Annotated in this window: 17 protein-coding genes; 6 read left to right on the forward strand and 11 right to left on the reverse strand. The window is 60.5% G+C overall.

Annotation, left to right across the window (positions count from 1 at the left end; all coding sequences use genetic code 11):
• Positions 1-435 (forward strand): DMT family transporter, encoded by a 435-nt coding sequence (locus E4662_RS11785; protein WP_136441770.1) that lies wholly within the window; start codon positions 1-3, stop codon positions 433-435.
• A 3-nt stretch (positions 436-438) separates the two neighbouring features.
• On the opposite strand, the gene E4662_RS11790 is transcribed toward E4662_RS11785, so the two are convergent.
• From E4662_RS11790 to E4662_RS11810, 5 genes are all read right to left on the reverse strand, one after another.
• Positions 439-1,416: an Ldh family oxidoreductase gene (locus tag E4662_RS11790; RefSeq protein WP_136441771.1), complete on the reverse strand. Its 978-nt coding sequence runs from the start codon at positions 1,414-1,416 to the stop codon at positions 439-441.
• A gap of 90 nt (positions 1,417-1,506) precedes the next feature.
• Positions 1,507-2,451, reverse strand: a complete 945-nt coding sequence (locus E4662_RS11795; protein ID WP_136441773.1) for a calcium-binding protein — start codon at positions 2,449-2,451, stop codon at positions 1,507-1,509.
• 87 nt (positions 2,452-2,538) lie between these two features.
• Positions 2,539-3,222, reverse strand: a complete 684-nt coding sequence (locus tag E4662_RS11800; protein WP_136441775.1) for an ABC transporter ATP-binding protein — start codon at positions 3,220-3,222, stop codon at positions 2,539-2,541.
• Complete coding sequence (locus E4662_RS11805) at positions 3,215-4,501, reverse strand: ABC transporter permease (RefSeq protein WP_136441777.1); 1,287 nt, start codon at positions 4,499-4,501, stop codon at positions 3,215-3,217. The genes E4662_RS11800 and E4662_RS11805 overlap by 8 nt, the downstream gene beginning before the upstream one ends.
• Before the next feature lie 81 nt (positions 4,502-4,582).
• The gene (locus E4662_RS11810; protein ID WP_136441778.1) at positions 4,583-5,581 is read right to left on the reverse strand and encodes a polyprenyl synthetase family protein; all 999 of its coding nucleotides are present in this window, start codon (positions 5,579-5,581) and stop codon (positions 4,583-4,585) included.
• A gap of 54 nt (positions 5,582-5,635) precedes the next feature.
• Between E4662_RS11810 and E4662_RS11815 the strand changes: the two genes are divergently transcribed.
• The 3 genes from E4662_RS11815 (at position 5,636) to E4662_RS11825 (ending at position 6,893) form a co-directional block, all read left to right on the forward strand.
• Complete coding sequence (locus E4662_RS11815) at positions 5,636-5,851, forward strand: putative signal transducing protein (protein ID WP_136441779.1); 216 nt, start codon at positions 5,636-5,638, stop codon at positions 5,849-5,851.
• Positions 5,832-6,611 carry a tRNA1(Val) (adenine(37)-N6)-methyltransferase gene (locus tag E4662_RS11820; protein ID WP_338113509.1) on the forward strand — a complete coding sequence of 260 codons (780 nt, stop codon included), beginning with the start codon at positions 5,832-5,834 and terminating at the stop codon, positions 6,609-6,611. The genes E4662_RS11815 and E4662_RS11820 overlap by 20 nt, the downstream gene beginning before the upstream one ends.
• A gap of 117 nt (positions 6,612-6,728) precedes the next feature.
• Positions 6,729-6,893 carry a YdcH family protein gene (locus tag E4662_RS11825; protein WP_136441781.1) on the forward strand — a complete coding sequence of 55 codons (165 nt, stop codon included), beginning with the start codon at positions 6,729-6,731 and terminating at the stop codon, positions 6,891-6,893.
• 58 nt (positions 6,894-6,951) lie between these two features.
• Here the strand turns inward: E4662_RS11825 and gcvA are convergent, their stop codons facing one another.
• The 4 genes from gcvA to E4662_RS11845 form a co-directional block, all read right to left on the reverse strand.
• Complete coding sequence (gene gcvA, locus E4662_RS11830; RefSeq protein WP_136441783.1) at positions 6,952-7,917, reverse strand: transcriptional regulator GcvA; 966 nt, start codon at positions 7,915-7,917, stop codon at positions 6,952-6,954.
• A gap of 359 nt (positions 7,918-8,276) precedes the next feature.
• The gene (gene phbB, locus E4662_RS11835) at positions 8,277-9,002 is read right to left on the reverse strand and encodes an acetoacetyl-CoA reductase (RefSeq protein ID WP_136441785.1); all 726 of its coding nucleotides are present in this window, start codon (positions 9,000-9,002) and stop codon (positions 8,277-8,279) included.
• A gap of 152 nt (positions 9,003-9,154) precedes the next feature.
• Positions 9,155-10,330, reverse strand: a complete 1,176-nt coding sequence (locus E4662_RS11840; protein WP_136441787.1) for an acetyl-CoA C-acetyltransferase — start codon at positions 10,328-10,330, stop codon at positions 9,155-9,157.
• Positions 10,331-10,473: 143 nt separating this feature from the next.
• Positions 10,474-11,220, reverse strand: coding sequence for an EAL domain-containing protein (locus E4662_RS11845; protein WP_136442111.1), 747 nt, complete (start codon positions 11,218-11,220; stop codon positions 10,474-10,476).
• A 318-nt stretch (positions 11,221-11,538) separates the two neighbouring features.
• Here E4662_RS11845 and rpsD point away from each other — a divergent pair, with 318 nt between their 5' ends.
• A complete protein-coding gene (rpsD, locus tag E4662_RS11850; RefSeq protein WP_136441788.1) occupies positions 11,539-12,159 on the forward strand; it encodes a 30S ribosomal protein S4 in 621 nt (206 codons plus the stop codon).
• A gap of 134 nt (positions 12,160-12,293) precedes the next feature.
• On the opposite strand, the gene E4662_RS11855 is transcribed toward rpsD, so the two are convergent.
• Positions 12,294-12,515 (reverse strand): DUF1127 domain-containing protein, encoded by a 222-nt coding sequence (locus E4662_RS11855; protein WP_136441790.1) that lies wholly within the window; start codon positions 12,513-12,515, stop codon positions 12,294-12,296.
• Between the two features lie 294 nt (positions 12,516-12,809).
• Positions 12,810-13,466: an alpha/beta hydrolase family protein gene (locus E4662_RS11860; RefSeq protein ID WP_136441791.1), complete on the reverse strand. Its 657-nt coding sequence runs from the start codon at positions 13,464-13,466 to the stop codon at positions 12,810-12,812.
• 399 nt (positions 13,467-13,865) lie between these two features.
• Here E4662_RS11860 and E4662_RS11865 point away from each other — a divergent pair, with 399 nt between their 5' ends.
• On the forward strand, positions 13,866-14,927 hold the full coding sequence (locus E4662_RS11865; protein ID WP_136441792.1) for an extracellular solute-binding protein: 1,062 nt from the start codon (positions 13,866-13,868) through the stop codon (positions 14,925-14,927).
• Positions 14,928-14,940 lie beyond the last annotated feature (13 nt).

The raw sequence follows: 14,940 nt of genomic DNA on the forward strand, positions 1-14,940 counted from the left end.
ATGATTCACTACGCCACGATCATGCTTCTCGCCGGGATCGGCATCCCCCTGCTGGCCGCTTTGAACGCAGCCCTAGGCGTGCGCCTCGGGTCTCCGGTGGCTGCAGCGATGGTCCTGTTCTGCGTGGCGCTGTTGGCGAGCACAGCGGTTTGGGTGGCAAATGGCTCCAGCGGGCTGGCCGGGTTGAAGGCCGCACCCAAACACCTGTTTCTCGCCGGAGTGCTGATTGCGTTCTACGTGTTGTCGATCACCTATGTCGCCCCGCATTTCGGCATCGGCAACGCCGTGTTCTTTGTCCTGATTGGCCAGCTTATCAGCGCTGCCGCCATTGACCACTTCGGCCTGTTCGGAGCGAAGATCAGCCCCCTGACGCTGACCCGGGCCACCGGGATCACCGTCATGGCGCTTGGTGTCTGGATCACGCAAAGAGCTTAAGAATCAAACCCCGGCCAAGTCCTGCAGCTGCTGGAACAAAGCATCCGGTACCTCCGCCACATCGCTGGGCGCCTTGCCCTGCCCCGGCATCCGGCACCCTGCGTCTTCCGCAACAAACCCGGCCAATTGGCTGACCCGCTCAAAGAAGGCCACGTTCTGGGGGTGGATCAGGATAAAATACTGGCCAAGATCGTGCGGATCCCCCTCCGGCGCTTTCAGCGGTTTGACATCGCGGCTGAGCGTTCCGCCGCCAAGACAGGCGGCCAAAATCTCCACCATCAGACCAATGCCCCAGCCTTTGTAGCCACCGGAGGATACCATGGAGCCTGACAGAGCCGCCTCTGGATCCGTTGTCGGATTGCCTTCGGCATCAATGGCCCAGCCTTCCGGAATGGCCTCTCCCGCCGCCTTGGCCATGGTGATCCGGCCCAGCGCGACCGTGGTCGTCGATTGATCAAAAATCATCGAAACACCTCCGGCACCGTCCGGCACGGCAAAGGAAATCGGGTTAGTTCCGATCACACGCGTGCGCCCGCCCGGCGGGGCCACGATCGGCGTTGCGTTGGTCAGGCCAAGCCCGATGCAGCCCTCTTCCGCGATCTGCTGCGTGAAATAGCCCAACGCTGTGCAGGTGTGGGCATTGTGCAGGGACAGGCTTGATATTCCCTGACTCCGTGCCGCCTCAAGCGCTTTGGGCAAGGCAGACGCAAAGGCGGGCTGGGCAAATCCGTGCGCCGCATCCACGCGAATTTCGGCTGCGCGCGGCTGCGCGATCATCGGCTCCGCCGTGCCATCGACGCGGCCAGTCTGCAGCTGCTGACAATAGCTTTCGAGATAGTAAAGACCGCAGATCCGGTTGCCTCGCGCCTCGGCCCAGCCAATGGCGCGGGCCATTTCGGCTGCAATTTCCGGCGTAGCGCCGTGGCGGCGCAGGGCGTTATCGCTAAGGGCTTCGATCTCTCGAACAGGCAAAGATGGCATGACGTCTCCCATGAGAAAGCCGCGCGCCCGGTGCGCACGGCTGTTTGTCAGCGACCGTAGGGGCCGCTCCCCCTAACGACAAGACAGAAGTCAGGTCGCCACGGGCAGCGGAACGAAGCTGATGATCGCGGGGTCTATTTCCGCCGTCAGACCGGACAGCACAACAACGGTCCCGTCCGAGAAACTCACGGTGAGGCCCGCGCCAGACAGGGTTTGTCCCGTGACCGTCGGTGGGGTCTGACCGGCGTGTTCGATGATCAACATGTCCTCGCTGGCGTCAAAATCGCCAACCTGCACCGTCCCATTGGCATAAAAACTGTCAGCCCCTTCGCCACCGGTCCCGATGTCGCCATCACCAAGGTAAAGCGAATCGTCACCGGCCTGCCCGTCCAGCAGATCCCCGGCTCCGTCATCGCCCGTTTCCGCATCACCATCCAGGGAATCATTGCCCAGACCACCGTTGAGCGTATCGGACGCCGCACCACCAAGAAGGCTGTCGTCGCCCGCGCCGCCGTCAACCGAGTCGGTTCCGTCACCGCCGTCCAGAAGATCATCGCCGTCATTGCCGAGGATATTGTCCGACCCGGTCGAGCCAAGCACCGTATCGTCACCGCTGCCGCCATCCAGCGTATCAGCGCCAGAGGCCCCATCTACGGAATCGGCACCGCCACCGGCATCAACGCTGTCATCTCCGGCCCCGGAAAGGATCGTGTCCGCACTGTCAGTGCCCGTTAGCGTATCGTCCCCAATGGTACCGGGGATCGTGCTGCCTGTTGACCTTGCAGCCTCATCTTCCTCGGCTTCGGGTTCTTCTGTTTCCGTGTCGGTCACGCTGGGCGGATCTGAACGGTTCTCGTCTTCCGGATCATCCACGGCAAGGGCCGTCAGAACAGGCGTCATCGTGACATCGTCCACAGTCAAACCTGTGCCGGGCTCACTCTCTTCTTCATCGTCGTCAGCGCTGCCCGCATCCATCAGACCCGCCGCCACAAAAGGCAGCAGAAAAAGCAATGTGAAGATCAGTTCGAGTCCCATGGCGTCACCTCGCATCCATACCGCATGCAACTATAACGCCTGAATTCGGGCCAAATTTGTCTCAAATTGGGAAAAAAACTGTTCCCGCTACGCCGTGGTCAGATGCCCGTCCTCCAGACGAAGGCAGCGGTCCATCCGCTCTGCCAATTCAAGGTTATGCGTCGCAATCACCGCGGACAGCCCCGTATCCCGCACCAGCCGCATCAAGGCACCAAAGACGCGGTCCGAGGTCGCCGGATCAAGGTTTCCGGTTGGCTCATCCGCAAGCAAGAGCTGCGGCGCGTTTGCCATCGCCCGGCAAAACGCCACCCGCTGTTGCTCTCCGCCGGACATCGCCGCCGGACGGTGGCTTGCCCGGTCCGCAATGCCAACGCTTGCCAGCAAGTCCTTTGCCCGCGCCTCCGCCGCATCGCGCGGGGTGCCGTTGGCCAACTGCGGCAAGGTGATGTTTTCCAACGCCGTGAACTCCGGCAGCAGGTGGTGGAACTGGTAGACAAACCCGAGATTGTCCCGCCGCACCGCCGTGCGCCGACGGTCTGAGCGGTTTTGCATCTCCTCTCCGCCGATCTCCACAACCCCCGCGTCCGCACTGTCGAGCAGACCCGCGATGTGCAGAAGCGTCGACTTGCCTGCGCCGGAGGGCGCAACCAAAGCCACAACCTCGCCGCGCCGCACCGTCAGATCGGCACCGCGCAACACGTGCACTTCGCCAGGCATGCCTTTTTTGTAGACCTTCTCGACACCGCTCAGGCGCAGAACCGCATCACTCATAGCGCAGCGCCTCCACCGGGTTCAGCCGCGCCGCACGGCGAGCCGGAAAAATCGTGACGATGAAAGACAGGCCAAGCGACAGCAAGACCGTCTTGATCAGATCCGGCAGGCGCACTTCGGCAGGCGGGAAGAAGAACCCCTGATTTTCAAGGCTCGCCCTATTGCTCCCGGTGATCACATCTACCAAGCCGTAGATGCCTTCGATGTTCATCGCAAAAAGCACCCCAAGCAGCACGCCAAGCACCGTCCCGATCACGCCAATTGAGGCCCCAACAATCAGGAACACCCGCAGGATGGCCCCTTCGGTCAGCCCCATGGTGCGCAGAATACCGATGTCGCCGCCCTTGTTCTTGACCAGCATGATCAGCCCAGAGGTGATGTTCATCGTGGCGATCAGCACCAGAATGGCGAGCAGGATAAACAGCGCATCGTCCTGCATGGCAATCGCCTGCAACGCCGCGCCAGACGAATCCTGCCACGTCCAGATCAGCGTTCCCGCCCCGGCGGCGTAGGCGATGGGCATGCTGTAGGATTCAACGATCTCAGGGGCTTCGACGATCACTTCCAGCTCATCCGCGACGCCTTCGCGGTTGAAATAAAGCTGCGCTTCCTCGAACGGCATATAGATGCGCGTGCGATCAATGTCATAGCGGCCCGCATTGAAGATATAGGTGACCTTGTAGCGCTTCACCCGCGCGCTGACGCCAAAGGCCGTTTTCACTCCATCCGGCGAAGTCAATTTGATCTCATCGCCGAGCCCAACGCCGAGCGTCATCGCCACGCCCGAGCCTATGGCAATCCCGTCGTTGTAGTTTGCCAGATCCCCGCGCGACGTCTCGGGGTTCACGATACGCGGGATGGCCTTCAAATCCTCGCCATCCATGCCGAAAATCTCGACCCCGGCATTGCGCCGGTTAGCCGTGGCCAGCACCTGCCCTTTGACCAGCGGCGCAACCCGCACAACGCCCGGCACCTCCGCCACACGCTCTGCCATGGCCTCAAAGTCCGGCAGGGTTCGCGTGCTTCGTCCAAATTCGTCCAGCCGCTCGGTGTGATAGACCGTGACATGGGCGTTGGCCCCAACAATCGTATCCACGAATTCCGCCCGAAAGCCTGCCCGCACCGCCAGCGTCGCCACAAGCGCAAAGACGGCCAAAGTCACGCCCAGAAGGCTGATCCATGTCATCACGGACACGCCGCCCTCTGCGCGTTTGGCACGCAAATAGCGCCATGCGATCATCCACTCGAATGGGGCAAAAGGCGGGGGTGTTTTGGCCATCTATCTCTGGTCCGTCTGCTCAGGCGCGAAACTGGCCTTTCAGGGGGATCGGGTCAAGCGCGGCCTGCGGCGAAAGCCCGCTCAGTTGACGCGCGCCACCACGTAGTCGGCAAGGTCAATCAGCAGATCCCGCAACTCGGACTGCGGCAGGGCGGCCATCGCCGTCTTCGCCTTCTCCGCCCAGGCCAGCGCTTCCTGCCGGGTCTCTTCCAGAGCACCATGGGCGTTCAAAAGCTGCAACGCCCGCTCCAGATCGCCGTCACGCTGGTCGCCCTTTTCGATCACCCGTTTCCAGAACGCCTGTTCCTCATCGTTCGCTTTCGCGTAGGCCTTGATCAACGGCAGTGTCAGCTTGCGTTCGCGGAAGTCGTCGCCAATGTTTTTCCCGGTGGCATCGCCGCCCCAGTAATCCAGCAGATCGTCCACGATCTGGAACGAAATCCCAAGCGCATCGCCATAATCGAACAGCGCCTTGATCTCTACCTCGGGCCGCTCTGCGATCACGCCGCCCACCTCCGTCGCCGCCGAGAACAGCGCCGCCGTCTTGCCACGCACCACCTGCAGGTAAATCTCTTCGCTCGTCGTCAGATCCTGCGCGGCCGTCAGCTGCAGCACTTCGCCTTCGGCAATTGTCGCCGCCGCATCCGACAGGATCCGCAACACCCGCAGGTTGCCGCTTTCGGTCATCAACTGGAACGACCGTGCAAAGAGGTAATCGCCCACCAGCACACTGGATTTGTTGTCCCACAGCAAGTTTGCCGTGGGCCGCCCGCGCCGCTTGGCGCTCTCATCCACCACGTCATCGTGCAAGAGCGTTGCCGTATGAATGAACTCGACCGTCGCGGCGAGGTGAATGTGATAGGGGCCGCCATAGCCACACAGCTTGGCCGAGGCGATGGTCAGCATCGGGCGCAGCCGCTTGCCCCCGGCCTCCACCAGATGCGCGGTCACTTCGGGAATGCGCGGCGCGTGATTCGAGGCCATGCGCTCGCGGATTAGCGTGTTGACCGCTCCCATTTCGTCCGTCAGCAGATCGGCCAAACGTTCGTGCGGCTTGGTCACGGATTCCATCACGTTCATCACACTCCCGTGCAAGGCTCGACATCTGCCCAGCCTTGTCCTTAAATCCCCACCATGGAAGAGCTTCTCAGAACCAACGACATAACGCTGATCCCACTCGCCAAAACCCTCCTGAGTGAGGCGGGTATAGACAGCTTTGAACTGGACGTAAATATGAGCGTCCTTGAGGGCTCCATCGGAATCCTGCCTCGGCGGCTTATGGTGCCCAAGGGCTACCTCGAAGAGGCGCGGCAAGTGCTGCGCGACTACGGTGTCGACTTTGAAGGCTGAGCCTTTTCTGCCCGAAGATCTGGACAGCAGCGACTTTCTCGGCGGCAAGATCCGCCTGTTGCAGCCCAGGGCAGGCTATCGCGCCGGTGTGGATCCGGTCCTGCTGGCCGCATCCATTGACGCGAAACCCGGGCAATCGGTTCTGGACCTGGGCTGCGGCGCGGGGCCGGCCTTGTGTTGCCTTGGCGCTCGGGTGTCGGACCTGCACCTGACCGGCGTGGAGATCCAGCCTGCCTACGCGGAACTGGCGCGAATCAACCTGTCTGAGAACCACCTTCACGGCGACATAACCGTCGCAAATGTCTCCGAACTGCCAGCAGAGCTGCGTCAGCGCAGATTTGACCATGTTATGGCCAATCCGCCCTATTTTCTGGAGAACCAGCGCCGCAGTGCAGAGGACGCGGGCCGCGAGATCGGGCGCGCCGGTCAGACCCCTCTGACGGACTGGATCGACACCGCCGCCCGGCGCGTGAATCCCGGCGGCTTTGTCACGATCGTACAGCGCATCGAACGCCTTCCCGAACTGCTCGCCGCCATGCAGAAAACCCTCGGATCGCTTGAACTCATGCCGCTTTTTCCGCGCGCGGGCCGCCCACCCCGGCTGGTTTTGGTCCGGGGGCGCAAGACTGGCAAGGCCGCCTTTCGCTTCCATGGCGGCCTTGTTTTGCATCGCGGCGGCGCCCATGAAGGCGACCGGGAACACTACACGGACGCCACCAATGCAATTCTGCGAGATGGCGCAAAATTAACCTTCGCTTAAGGGTTCTGACGTTCATTCGATGCACGTTACAATTCTGTGATGATATGCTGCATCTGCGGCGTGACTTACGCGTAAAGTTGTGCTGCACTGAGAGTCTGAGCAATAGAGGAGTATGCCATGAGCTTGAGTTCGCACCTGCAGGAACTGAAGAGGAAGCACCAGACTTTGGAGGCGTCTGTCGAACAGGCGCAAGCCGCGCCGGGTGTCGACGGTCTTCGTGTCGCCGAACTGAAAAAGCAAAAACTCCGTCTCAAGGAAGAGATCGCCAGACTGGAATCGTAGCCAACGCTCTGACCGAGACTGGCACGCAAACGCGTGCCTTGCACGAAGCGGGTCTGCCCTAACGGGCGGGCCCTTTTTGCTGGCGCGGGACTTCTGTCACCGGGATCAGGGTGCGGCCTTCCAAACCATCGGGAAATTTCTCCACCTCATCCCGCAGCCACGTCCGAAACGCAGCGATCTGCGGCTTGTTTTCCGTGCCCTTCTCGCACAGCACCCGGAACTTCGCATCGGTGGTCAGCGCGATGGGGAATGGTGCCACAAGCTCTCCCCGCGCGAGATGCGGGATCGCCAGTGATGTCCGACTGAACACAACGCCCCCGCCCGCCAGCGCAGCATCAAGGGCGTGATCCGCCTGAGAGAACCGCGCCACAGGTTTCGGCGCGCCCTCAAGCCCACAGGCGCGAAACCAGGCGGCCCAATCCGCCGGGGGTTCTATGAAATCCTGAGACGCATCGTACAAAAGCGGCGCTTTCAAAAGGCTTTCGACCGTCAAATAGCGCTCTGCCAGCTCCGGCCGCATCATCGGCGTGAGGCACTCATCCACCAGATGCTCACAGTACAGCCCCGGATCCGGCCCATATCCGTACCGGATCGCAACATCGACCGCATCACGATCGAAATCCAGGCTGCGTAGCGTGGCAGCGAACCGCAGTTCGATATCGGGATGGGCGCTGGCGAACTCGAAGAGGCGCGGAGCAAGCCATTTCGTGGTAAATGCCGGGCCCGCCGTCACCGAGAGAATCTTGGTATCCAGCATTCTCCGGGCCGAAGCCCAAGCCGCGTTCAGCCTGCCAAACCCCTCGGAGAGACTGGGGGCGAGCACCTTTCCCACCTCGGTGAGCTCAACCGCGCGGTTCAGCCTCTTGAACACAGGCTGGCCAAGGTCCTCTTCCAGCTTTTTGATCTGGAAGGACAGCGCCGCCGGAGTGACGTTCAACTCGCTTGCGGCCTTGGCAAAAGACAAATGCCGTGCGGCCGCTTCAAAGGCCCGCAGTGCGGTCAGGGGCGGAAGCCGGTCGGACATTCAGACAAGTTTTCCTTAACTGAGGACAGAAGAACTCTCGTTTGTCAGATAGCTTCGCAGGCTTCATATACAATGTCATCAAGCAAATCTGTATCGAGGACTAAACATGTTGGAAGCCGCCCAAGACCGCCGCCACCGCGATGCATTCCGCGCAGCCCATGCCGCGCGTGGAGAAGCCGTTGCCAATTTCTTCAACTTCCTGATCGCGCGCCGCCACTGACCGCAGGCCGCAAGGCCCGCCGGTCTGGTGCGAGACGGTAAACGCTCCCGAACCTTTCTGGCTCCGGGAGCGTTTTCATGTCACCCAAACAAAAAGGCGCCCCGATCCGGGGCGCCTTCTGCATGTCTGTCGCGGCGTATCAGACGAAGAACTGTGCGCCGTTTGCCGAGATGGTCGAGCCGTTGATGAAGCCCGCATCGTCGGAGGCCAGGAACGCCACGCAACGCGCGATTTCTTCCGGCTCGCCCAGGCGGCCTGCCGGGATCTGCGGGATGATCTTGGAGTTCAGAACTTCTTCGGGGATCGCGCGGACCATTTCGGTGCCGATGTAACCCGGGCAAACGGCGTTGGCGGTGATGCCCTTTGCTGCGCCTTCCTGTGCCAGCGACTTGACGATGCCGAGATCGCCCGCCTTGGTCGCGGCATAGTTCACCTGACCGGCTTGGCCTTTCTGGCCATTGATCGAGGAAATCACAATCACACGGCCAAAGCCGCGCTCACGCATGCCCGGCCACACAGGGCGCACGGTGTTGAACACACCGGTGAGGTTGGTGTCGATGACCTTCTGCCACTGCTCCGGCTTCATCTTGTGGAAGAAACCGTCCCAGGTGATGCCGGCGTTGGCAACAACAACGTCAATCGGGCCGAGATCCGCTTCGACCTGTGCAATGCCCGCAGAGGAGGCTTCGTAGTCAGCCACGTCCCACTTGTAGGTCTTGATGCCGGTGGCTTCGGTGAAGGCCGCGGCCTTCTCGTCGTTGCCAGCGTAGGTCGCGGCGACTTCGTAGCCGTCTGCCTTGAGTTTCTTGGAAATCGCTTCGCCGATTCCGCGGCTGCCGCCAGTAACGAGTGCAACGCGTGCCATATCTGTTCCTCCAGAGTAGTCTTTGGTTAGGTAAGGTAATTACAATCTAGGATTTCCATGCGCAATATTGTTGCGCGAAAAAATCCAACTTAAACCACCAAAAAAAAGGGGCGCTTCGCAAGCGCCCCCCCGTTATTCGGTGATCCGCTCGCTTACGGGCGCTCCACACAGAGCGCGACACCCATGCCGCCGCCGATGCAAAGCGTGGCGAGGCCTTTCTTGGCGTCGCGGCGCTTCATTTCGAACAGCAGCGTGTTCAGAACGCGCGCGCCGGATGCGCCAATCGGGTGGCCGATGGCGATCGCGCCGCCGTTCACGTTCACGATCGACGGATCCCAGCCCATGTCCTTGTTCACGGCGCAGGCCTGTGCAGCGAAGGCTTCGTTTGCTTCAACGAGGTCCAGATCGTCAACGGACCAGCCCGCTTTGTCCAGCGCCTTGCGCGATGCGTAGATCGGGCCCACACCCATGATCGACGGGTCCAGACCAGCGGTGGCATAGGAGGCGATGCGCGCCAAAGGCTCGATACCGCGCTTTTCAGCATTGTCGGCGCTCATCAGCAGCACGCCAGCCGCGCCGTCATTCAGGCCGGAGGCGTTGGCAGCGGTCACGGAGCCGTCTTTCATGAAAGCCGGGCGCAGTTTCTGCATGGCTTCGATGGTCGCGCCGTGACGAATGTACTCGTCTTTGTCTACAACGATATCGCCCTTGCGGGTTTTGACGGTAAAGGCTGCGATTTCGTCGTCGAACTTGCCCGCTTTTTGGGCAGCTTCGGCCTTATTCTGCGAAGCGACGGCGAACTCGTCCTGCATCTCGCGGCTGATCTGCCACTTTTCCGCAACGTTTTCAGCGGTCTGACCCATGTGGTAGCCGTTGAACGCATCCCAAAGGCCATCACGGATCATCGTGTCGATGTACTTCATGTCGCCCATCTTCTGGCCGGCACGCAGGTGTGCGGCATGGGTGCTCAGCGACATGTTTTCCTGACCGCCTGCGCAGACCACATCGGCATCGCCGAGCATGATGTGCTGAGCGCCTAGCGCAACCGCGCGCAGACCGGAGCCACACACCTGGTTAAGCCCCCAGGCCGCGCTTTCTTGCGGAAGGCCTGCGTTGATGTGCGCTTGACGCGCCGGGTTCTGGCCCTGCGCTGCGGTCAGAACCTGACCGAGGATCGTTTCCGAAACGTCGGATTTGTCTACACCGGCGCGGGCAACGAGGGCCTCGAGCACGGCTGCACCAAGATCATGTGCGGGGGTCTTGGCAAAAGAGCCGCTGAAACTGCCGACTGCAGTTCGTGCGGCACTGGCGATAACGACGTTGGTCATGTGGGTCCTCCAGCGATACGAGTCGAGGCAGGCTTACAGGGTTTCCCCGGAAGGTCAAACCATGCCGTGCTTCGCGTTATAGGCGAGGACTTACTGTTTCTGCGACGCAGCGTAAACCGGACAGTCTGTCACGGTGGGCGCTATCAAGCTGTCTTTTCCGGAGCATGGTCACGCCAGGGAGGCCGCACAGTTGGCGCGGCAAAGAAATAGCCCTGCAGGCAGTCAATGCCGATGCGCTCCAGACAGGCCGCATCTTCTGCGGTTTCGACACGCTCTGCGACCGTGAACATGTCGAATTGTTCCGCAATGGCATGCATCGCGGTCACAAGAACCTGATTGTCCGGATCATGGGCAATACCGGTTACGAACTGGCCGTCCACCTTGAGGATGTCAAAACTGAAATCCTTGAAGTGTCTCAAGGCTGTATACCCCGCCCCGAAGTCATCCATCGCAAAGGAAATACCCTGCTGCTGAAGGTCCCGCATGAAGGATGTCACAAGCTCCGGAATCGTCATTGCAGAGGATTCCGTGATTTCGAGAATCAGCCGCTCTCCCACGGTGGGATCGTTGGACAGCCCACGCTGTAGAATGCGCATCCATTTCTTGTACCCGATGGAGCGGGCAGACATGTTGATCGAAAGACGCAAACCGGGCGTTGCGGCCAACTCGTTCAGACCTTTTTCCAAAGCGATGCAATCCAGAAGGCGTCCATATTCCGTCTCTTCAACCGTGCTGATGAAGTCGCGCGCGGGTATGATTCGCCCGGTTTCATCCAGAACTCGGATCAATCCTTCATAAAAAGCCACCTGGCCTGGGTCCGCGCTTTGAACGACGGGCTGGTAGGCAAGCATGGTTTCGCGGTGTTCGATGGCGCGGCGCACCATGTCCATTGTATTGGCATCGCGGCTCCCGAGGGCATGGGCCAGAGCATTGCGTGGCCCTTGATCCAAATGCTTGTTCTTCAGTCTCACGATCGTCTCCCGAGCGTCTGCTTGTCCTTTCTTGCGCCACAACTGTTAAGCTACGTTTAAAGAGTGAATTTGAAGGATCTTGCTGTCACGTGAGGCGTCGCTTGACACGGCTGATTCCAAGCGTATAAGCGCGGCTTCATTGGTGTTGGTGGCCCCCGCGAGGGGATGCCCTGTCGTTCCGGCCAAATCCGGGAAGAGGACAACGCCCTCTTTGAACCGTTAAGAGGAGATCAGATCGTGACCAAACGCACGTCTGCCAAGTACAAAATCGACCGCCGCATGGGCGAAAACATCTGGGGCCGTCCGAAGTCCCCGGTCAACCGCCGCGAATATGGCCCCGGCCAGCACGGTCAGCGCCGCAAGGGCAAAATGTCCGACTTCGGTCTGCAGCTCCGCGCCAAGCAGAAGCTCAAAGGCTACTACGGCGACCTGACCGAGAAGCAGTTCAAGCGCATCTACACCGAAGCCGCCCGTGTGAAGGGTGACACCGGCGAGAACCTCGTTGGTCTGCTCGAGCGCCGTCTCGACGCCGTCGTCTACCGCGCCAAGTTCGTTCCGACCGTCTTCGCAGCGCGTCAGTTCGTGAACCACGGCCACGTTCTGGTGAACGGCAAGCGCGTCAACATCCCGTCCTACCGCGTCAAGGAAGGCGACGTCATCGAAGTGCGTGAGAAGTCCCGCCAGATGACCGCCCTGCTCGAAGCTGTACAGCTGCCCGAGCGTGACGTTCCGGACTACATCGAAGCCGATCACTCCAAGATGACCGCCACCTTCGTGCGCACCCCCGGCCTCGCCGATGTGCCGTACCCGGTCATGATGGAACCGAACCTCGTGATCGAATACTACGCTCAGAACTAATCCTGAGCGTCAGAGAGATTTCGAAGGGTTCCCGTTTCGGGGGCCCTTTTTCTTTGTCCAGCAGGGTGCAACCGGACACAAAAAAGCCGCGTCCCATAAGGGCGCGGCTTCTTCGCGGTCAGGGAAGCGTCAGTTCAGAGGAACAGCGCATCACGCATGACGTGGCGGACGATGTCCTCACGCTTGAGGCCCATTTTGGCCAGGTCTTCGTCGGACTTTGCCGTCAGGCGCTCGATTTCACGCACGCGCGGGTTGGCTTCGCCAATCGCAACCATTGCGTCGAGGATCCGGCGACCGAGGCTCAGGAACGGGTTGGTCGCGGGTTCGGTTGTGTAGGGGGCAGAGATATGTGCCATGGGCGTGCCTCTTGTTCAAAATAGGTCAGCATCTGGCCCCGATTTACGCCGCAACGCAGCAAGGCGGTAGAGACATATTCGAATAGCGGTTTTGGCATGACTGCATAGCTGCCCGCCGAAACGCAAAGAGGCGGCCACGGGGCCGCCTCGGAACCATACTGAAATCATTGCAGAAATACACGTTCCCGGATCACAAAAATCCGATGTGCGGTCACACTCACATGGCCGCTTTCCTACCCCTGATTCATTACAGTTTTACGAAATCAGTGCCGCTTTTCGCGCCAATTCAGCGCCTCAAGCGGGCCACGAGGGGCCGAGTCGCCCTTTGCCCTGCTCTTCTTTCACCACGGCCTTGTAGTGTTTCATGTGGTGGTCCGGCCCAAAAGAAGAGCGAGCGGCCCGCGCCCGGTGCACCTGCCCCATGTGATTGAAGCTGAACGGCAGTTTCGTCACCGGATCGTCGTCGCGATTGATCAGCAGGCAGAGCTTGTCATGCTTGACCGGTCCGCGCGCCTTGCGCGGCCGGGGCGCGGCGAACCCGATCCCGGGAACCGCCCAGCTTTTGGTCAGAACCTGCGTTGCAGCGGCGCCAAGTGAATGCCCGATGATGTAAGTAGGCTTGGTCCCGCCCGCTTCGACCCAGTCATAAATGACCTTGGCGTGGCGCAGGAAGCCCTGATGCCAGATCGTCCCGGAGGCCCCCTTCTCGCTCACCGCGTCCTTGACCGCGTATTTCTTCCCCGCAATCCAGAGGACACGCAGATTGAACTTCAGATAGTCCATGACCGAATTCGATCCGGGGATCAGCAAGACCCCGTTGTCGAGCAAATGGGCCTGAACATCCCCCTGATCCAAGGACCGCGCAATGCGCGGGGCGACCGAGGGATGCGTGTCAGCCTTGTAGGACGAATGCGCCAATTGCGCGGCGGAGTAGATCGGATAGCGGTGCATAGCAAAAACATGACTGCAAAGGACCTTCACGGCAACACCGCAGGGGCGTTCCCGGAGCCCCACTCAAGCGGATTGAACAACCTATCGCGGCAACACAGCAGGTTTTGCAGCGCAAGAAAGCCTTCTGCCGGACCATGCGGTAGGTCTCCGCGCCCCATCTTGATAGCTAAAACCAAATGTATTTCAGCGCATTGGGTTCACGTCTTCCCTCGGTTCATCAGCGACGAAACCACGACGCTGGGATCCCGTAAAGAAATGGCCACACATTTTTTTTCTGTCATGAATGTTTCACACACGTTATGGAATAAGGTGCGTGCGTTCGGTCGCACAAAAAATTGACCAAATGGTCCAATGGACACATGCGGCCCGGAATACCAAACACAACAGAGAGGATTTCCCATGATCAGAACCGTTTTGATGACCAGCACCCTGCTTGCCGGACTCGCCACAGTGGCACAGGCCGACACGCTGCGCCTGCTCACCTGGGGTGGTTATGCGCCCGATGATGTGGTGGCGATGTTCGAAGAACAGACCGGCCACACCGTCGAGGTGACCAAATCCAACAACGAGGAAATGATCGCCAAGCTGCGCGCCACTGGCGGCGGCGGCTTTGACCTCGCCCAGCCCTCTCAAGACCGAATCATGGGCCCACAGATGGAGTTCGGCATCTACAAGCCGATCGACACCTCCAAGCTGAACCAGGATCTCTTCATCCCGTCGATGCTCTCGGCCACCATGGCCAACACCACCGTTGCGGGTGACGTTTACGGCGTGCCGCACGTCTGGGGCACCTCCGGCCTTGTGATGAACACCGCCATGGCCGGTGACACGGTCAAAGACTACACGGACCTGTGTGATCCGGCTCTCGCCGGGAAGGTCTCTTACCGCCTCAAGCGCCCGACCCTGATCGGCTTTGCCTTTGCCTTGGGTGAAGACCCCTTCGCCGCTTATGGCGACGAAGCGAAGTACAAGGAAATCATGGGCAAGGTCGAAGCCAAGCTGACCGAGTGCAAGGCCAACGTCAAAACCTACTGGGGTGGCGGCGATGAGCTGATGAACCTCGTGCGCTCCGGCGAAGTCACCGCCTCCATGGCCTGGGATACCGGCGGCTGGAAGCTGAACGATGACAACGCGGATATCACGTTTGTCGCCCCCGCTTCCGGCGCTCTGGGCTGGATCGACACCTTCGTTCTGCCCGCCAAAGGCCAGGCCGATGATGCCGCCTACGACTGGATCAACTTCGTGATGCAGCCGGAAATCGCGGCAAAGATCACCGCAGCGGCTGGCAACTTCACCGCCTCCGCGGGCGCCGATGAATTCGCCGAGGACAGCCTGAAAGCCAAGTATCAGGCCAGCTTCCCGCAGGAGGCGATCGACAACATCAAATGGTATCCGCCGGTCCCCGCCGGTCTCGAAGCCATCGAAGGCGATGTTCTGGACCGCGTTCAGGCCGCCAACTGACCTATCGGGCGGC

Origin of the sequence: Pacificoceanicola onchidii (assembly GCF_004804335.1) — a bacterium.
GTDB lineage: Bacteria > Pseudomonadota > Alphaproteobacteria > Rhodobacterales > Rhodobacteraceae > Pacificoceanicola > Pacificoceanicola onchidii.

What these genes read in the sequence shown, in the direction of transcription:
- E4662_RS11785 (WP_136441770.1), top strand. Translation starts at nt 1, where the DNA reads ATGATTCACTACGCCACGATCATGCTTCTCGCCGGGATCGGCATCCCC.
- E4662_RS11790 (WP_136441771.1), bottom strand. Translation starts at nt 1,416, where the DNA reads ATGCCATCTTTGCCTGTTCGAGAGATCGAAGCCCTTAGCGATAACGCC.
- E4662_RS11795 (WP_136441773.1), bottom strand. Translation starts at nt 2,451, where the DNA reads ATGGGACTCGAACTGATCTTCACATTGCTTTTTCTGCTGCCTTTTGTG.
- E4662_RS11800 (WP_136441775.1), bottom strand. Translation starts at nt 3,222, where the DNA reads ATGAGTGATGCGGTTCTGCGCCTGAGCGGTGTCGAGAAGGTCTACAAA.
- E4662_RS11805 (WP_136441777.1), bottom strand. Translation starts at nt 4,501, where the DNA reads ATGGCCAAAACACCCCCGCCTTTTGCCCCATTCGAGTGGATGATCGCA.
- E4662_RS11810 (WP_136441778.1), bottom strand. Translation starts at nt 5,581, where the DNA reads ATGAACGTGATGGAATCCGTGACCAAGCCGCACGAACGTTTGGCCGAT.
- E4662_RS11815 (WP_136441779.1), top strand. Translation starts at nt 5,636, where the DNA reads ATGGAAGAGCTTCTCAGAACCAACGACATAACGCTGATCCCACTCGCC.
- E4662_RS11825 (WP_136441781.1), top strand. Translation starts at nt 6,729, where the DNA reads ATGAGCTTGAGTTCGCACCTGCAGGAACTGAAGAGGAAGCACCAGACT.
- gcvA (WP_136441783.1), bottom strand. Translation starts at nt 7,917, where the DNA reads ATGTCCGACCGGCTTCCGCCCCTGACCGCACTGCGGGCCTTTGAAGCG.
- phbB (WP_136441785.1), bottom strand. Translation starts at nt 9,002, where the DNA reads ATGGCACGCGTTGCACTCGTTACTGGCGGCAGCCGCGGAATCGGCGAA.
- E4662_RS11840 (WP_136441787.1), bottom strand. Translation starts at nt 10,330, where the DNA reads ATGACCAACGTCGTTATCGCCAGTGCCGCACGAACTGCAGTCGGCAGT.
- E4662_RS11845 (WP_136442111.1), bottom strand. Translation starts at nt 11,220, where the DNA reads ATGGACATGGTGCGCCGCGCCATCGAACACCGCGAAACCATGCTTGCC.
- E4662_RS11855 (WP_136441790.1), bottom strand. Translation starts at nt 12,515, where the DNA reads ATGGCACATATCTCTGCCCCCTACACAACCGAACCCGCGACCAACCCG.
- E4662_RS11860 (WP_136441791.1), bottom strand. Translation starts at nt 13,466, where the DNA reads ATGCACCGCTATCCGATCTACTCCGCCGCGCAATTGGCGCATTCGTCC.
- E4662_RS11865 (WP_136441792.1), top strand. Translation starts at nt 13,866, where the DNA reads ATGATCAGAACCGTTTTGATGACCAGCACCCTGCTTGCCGGACTCGCC.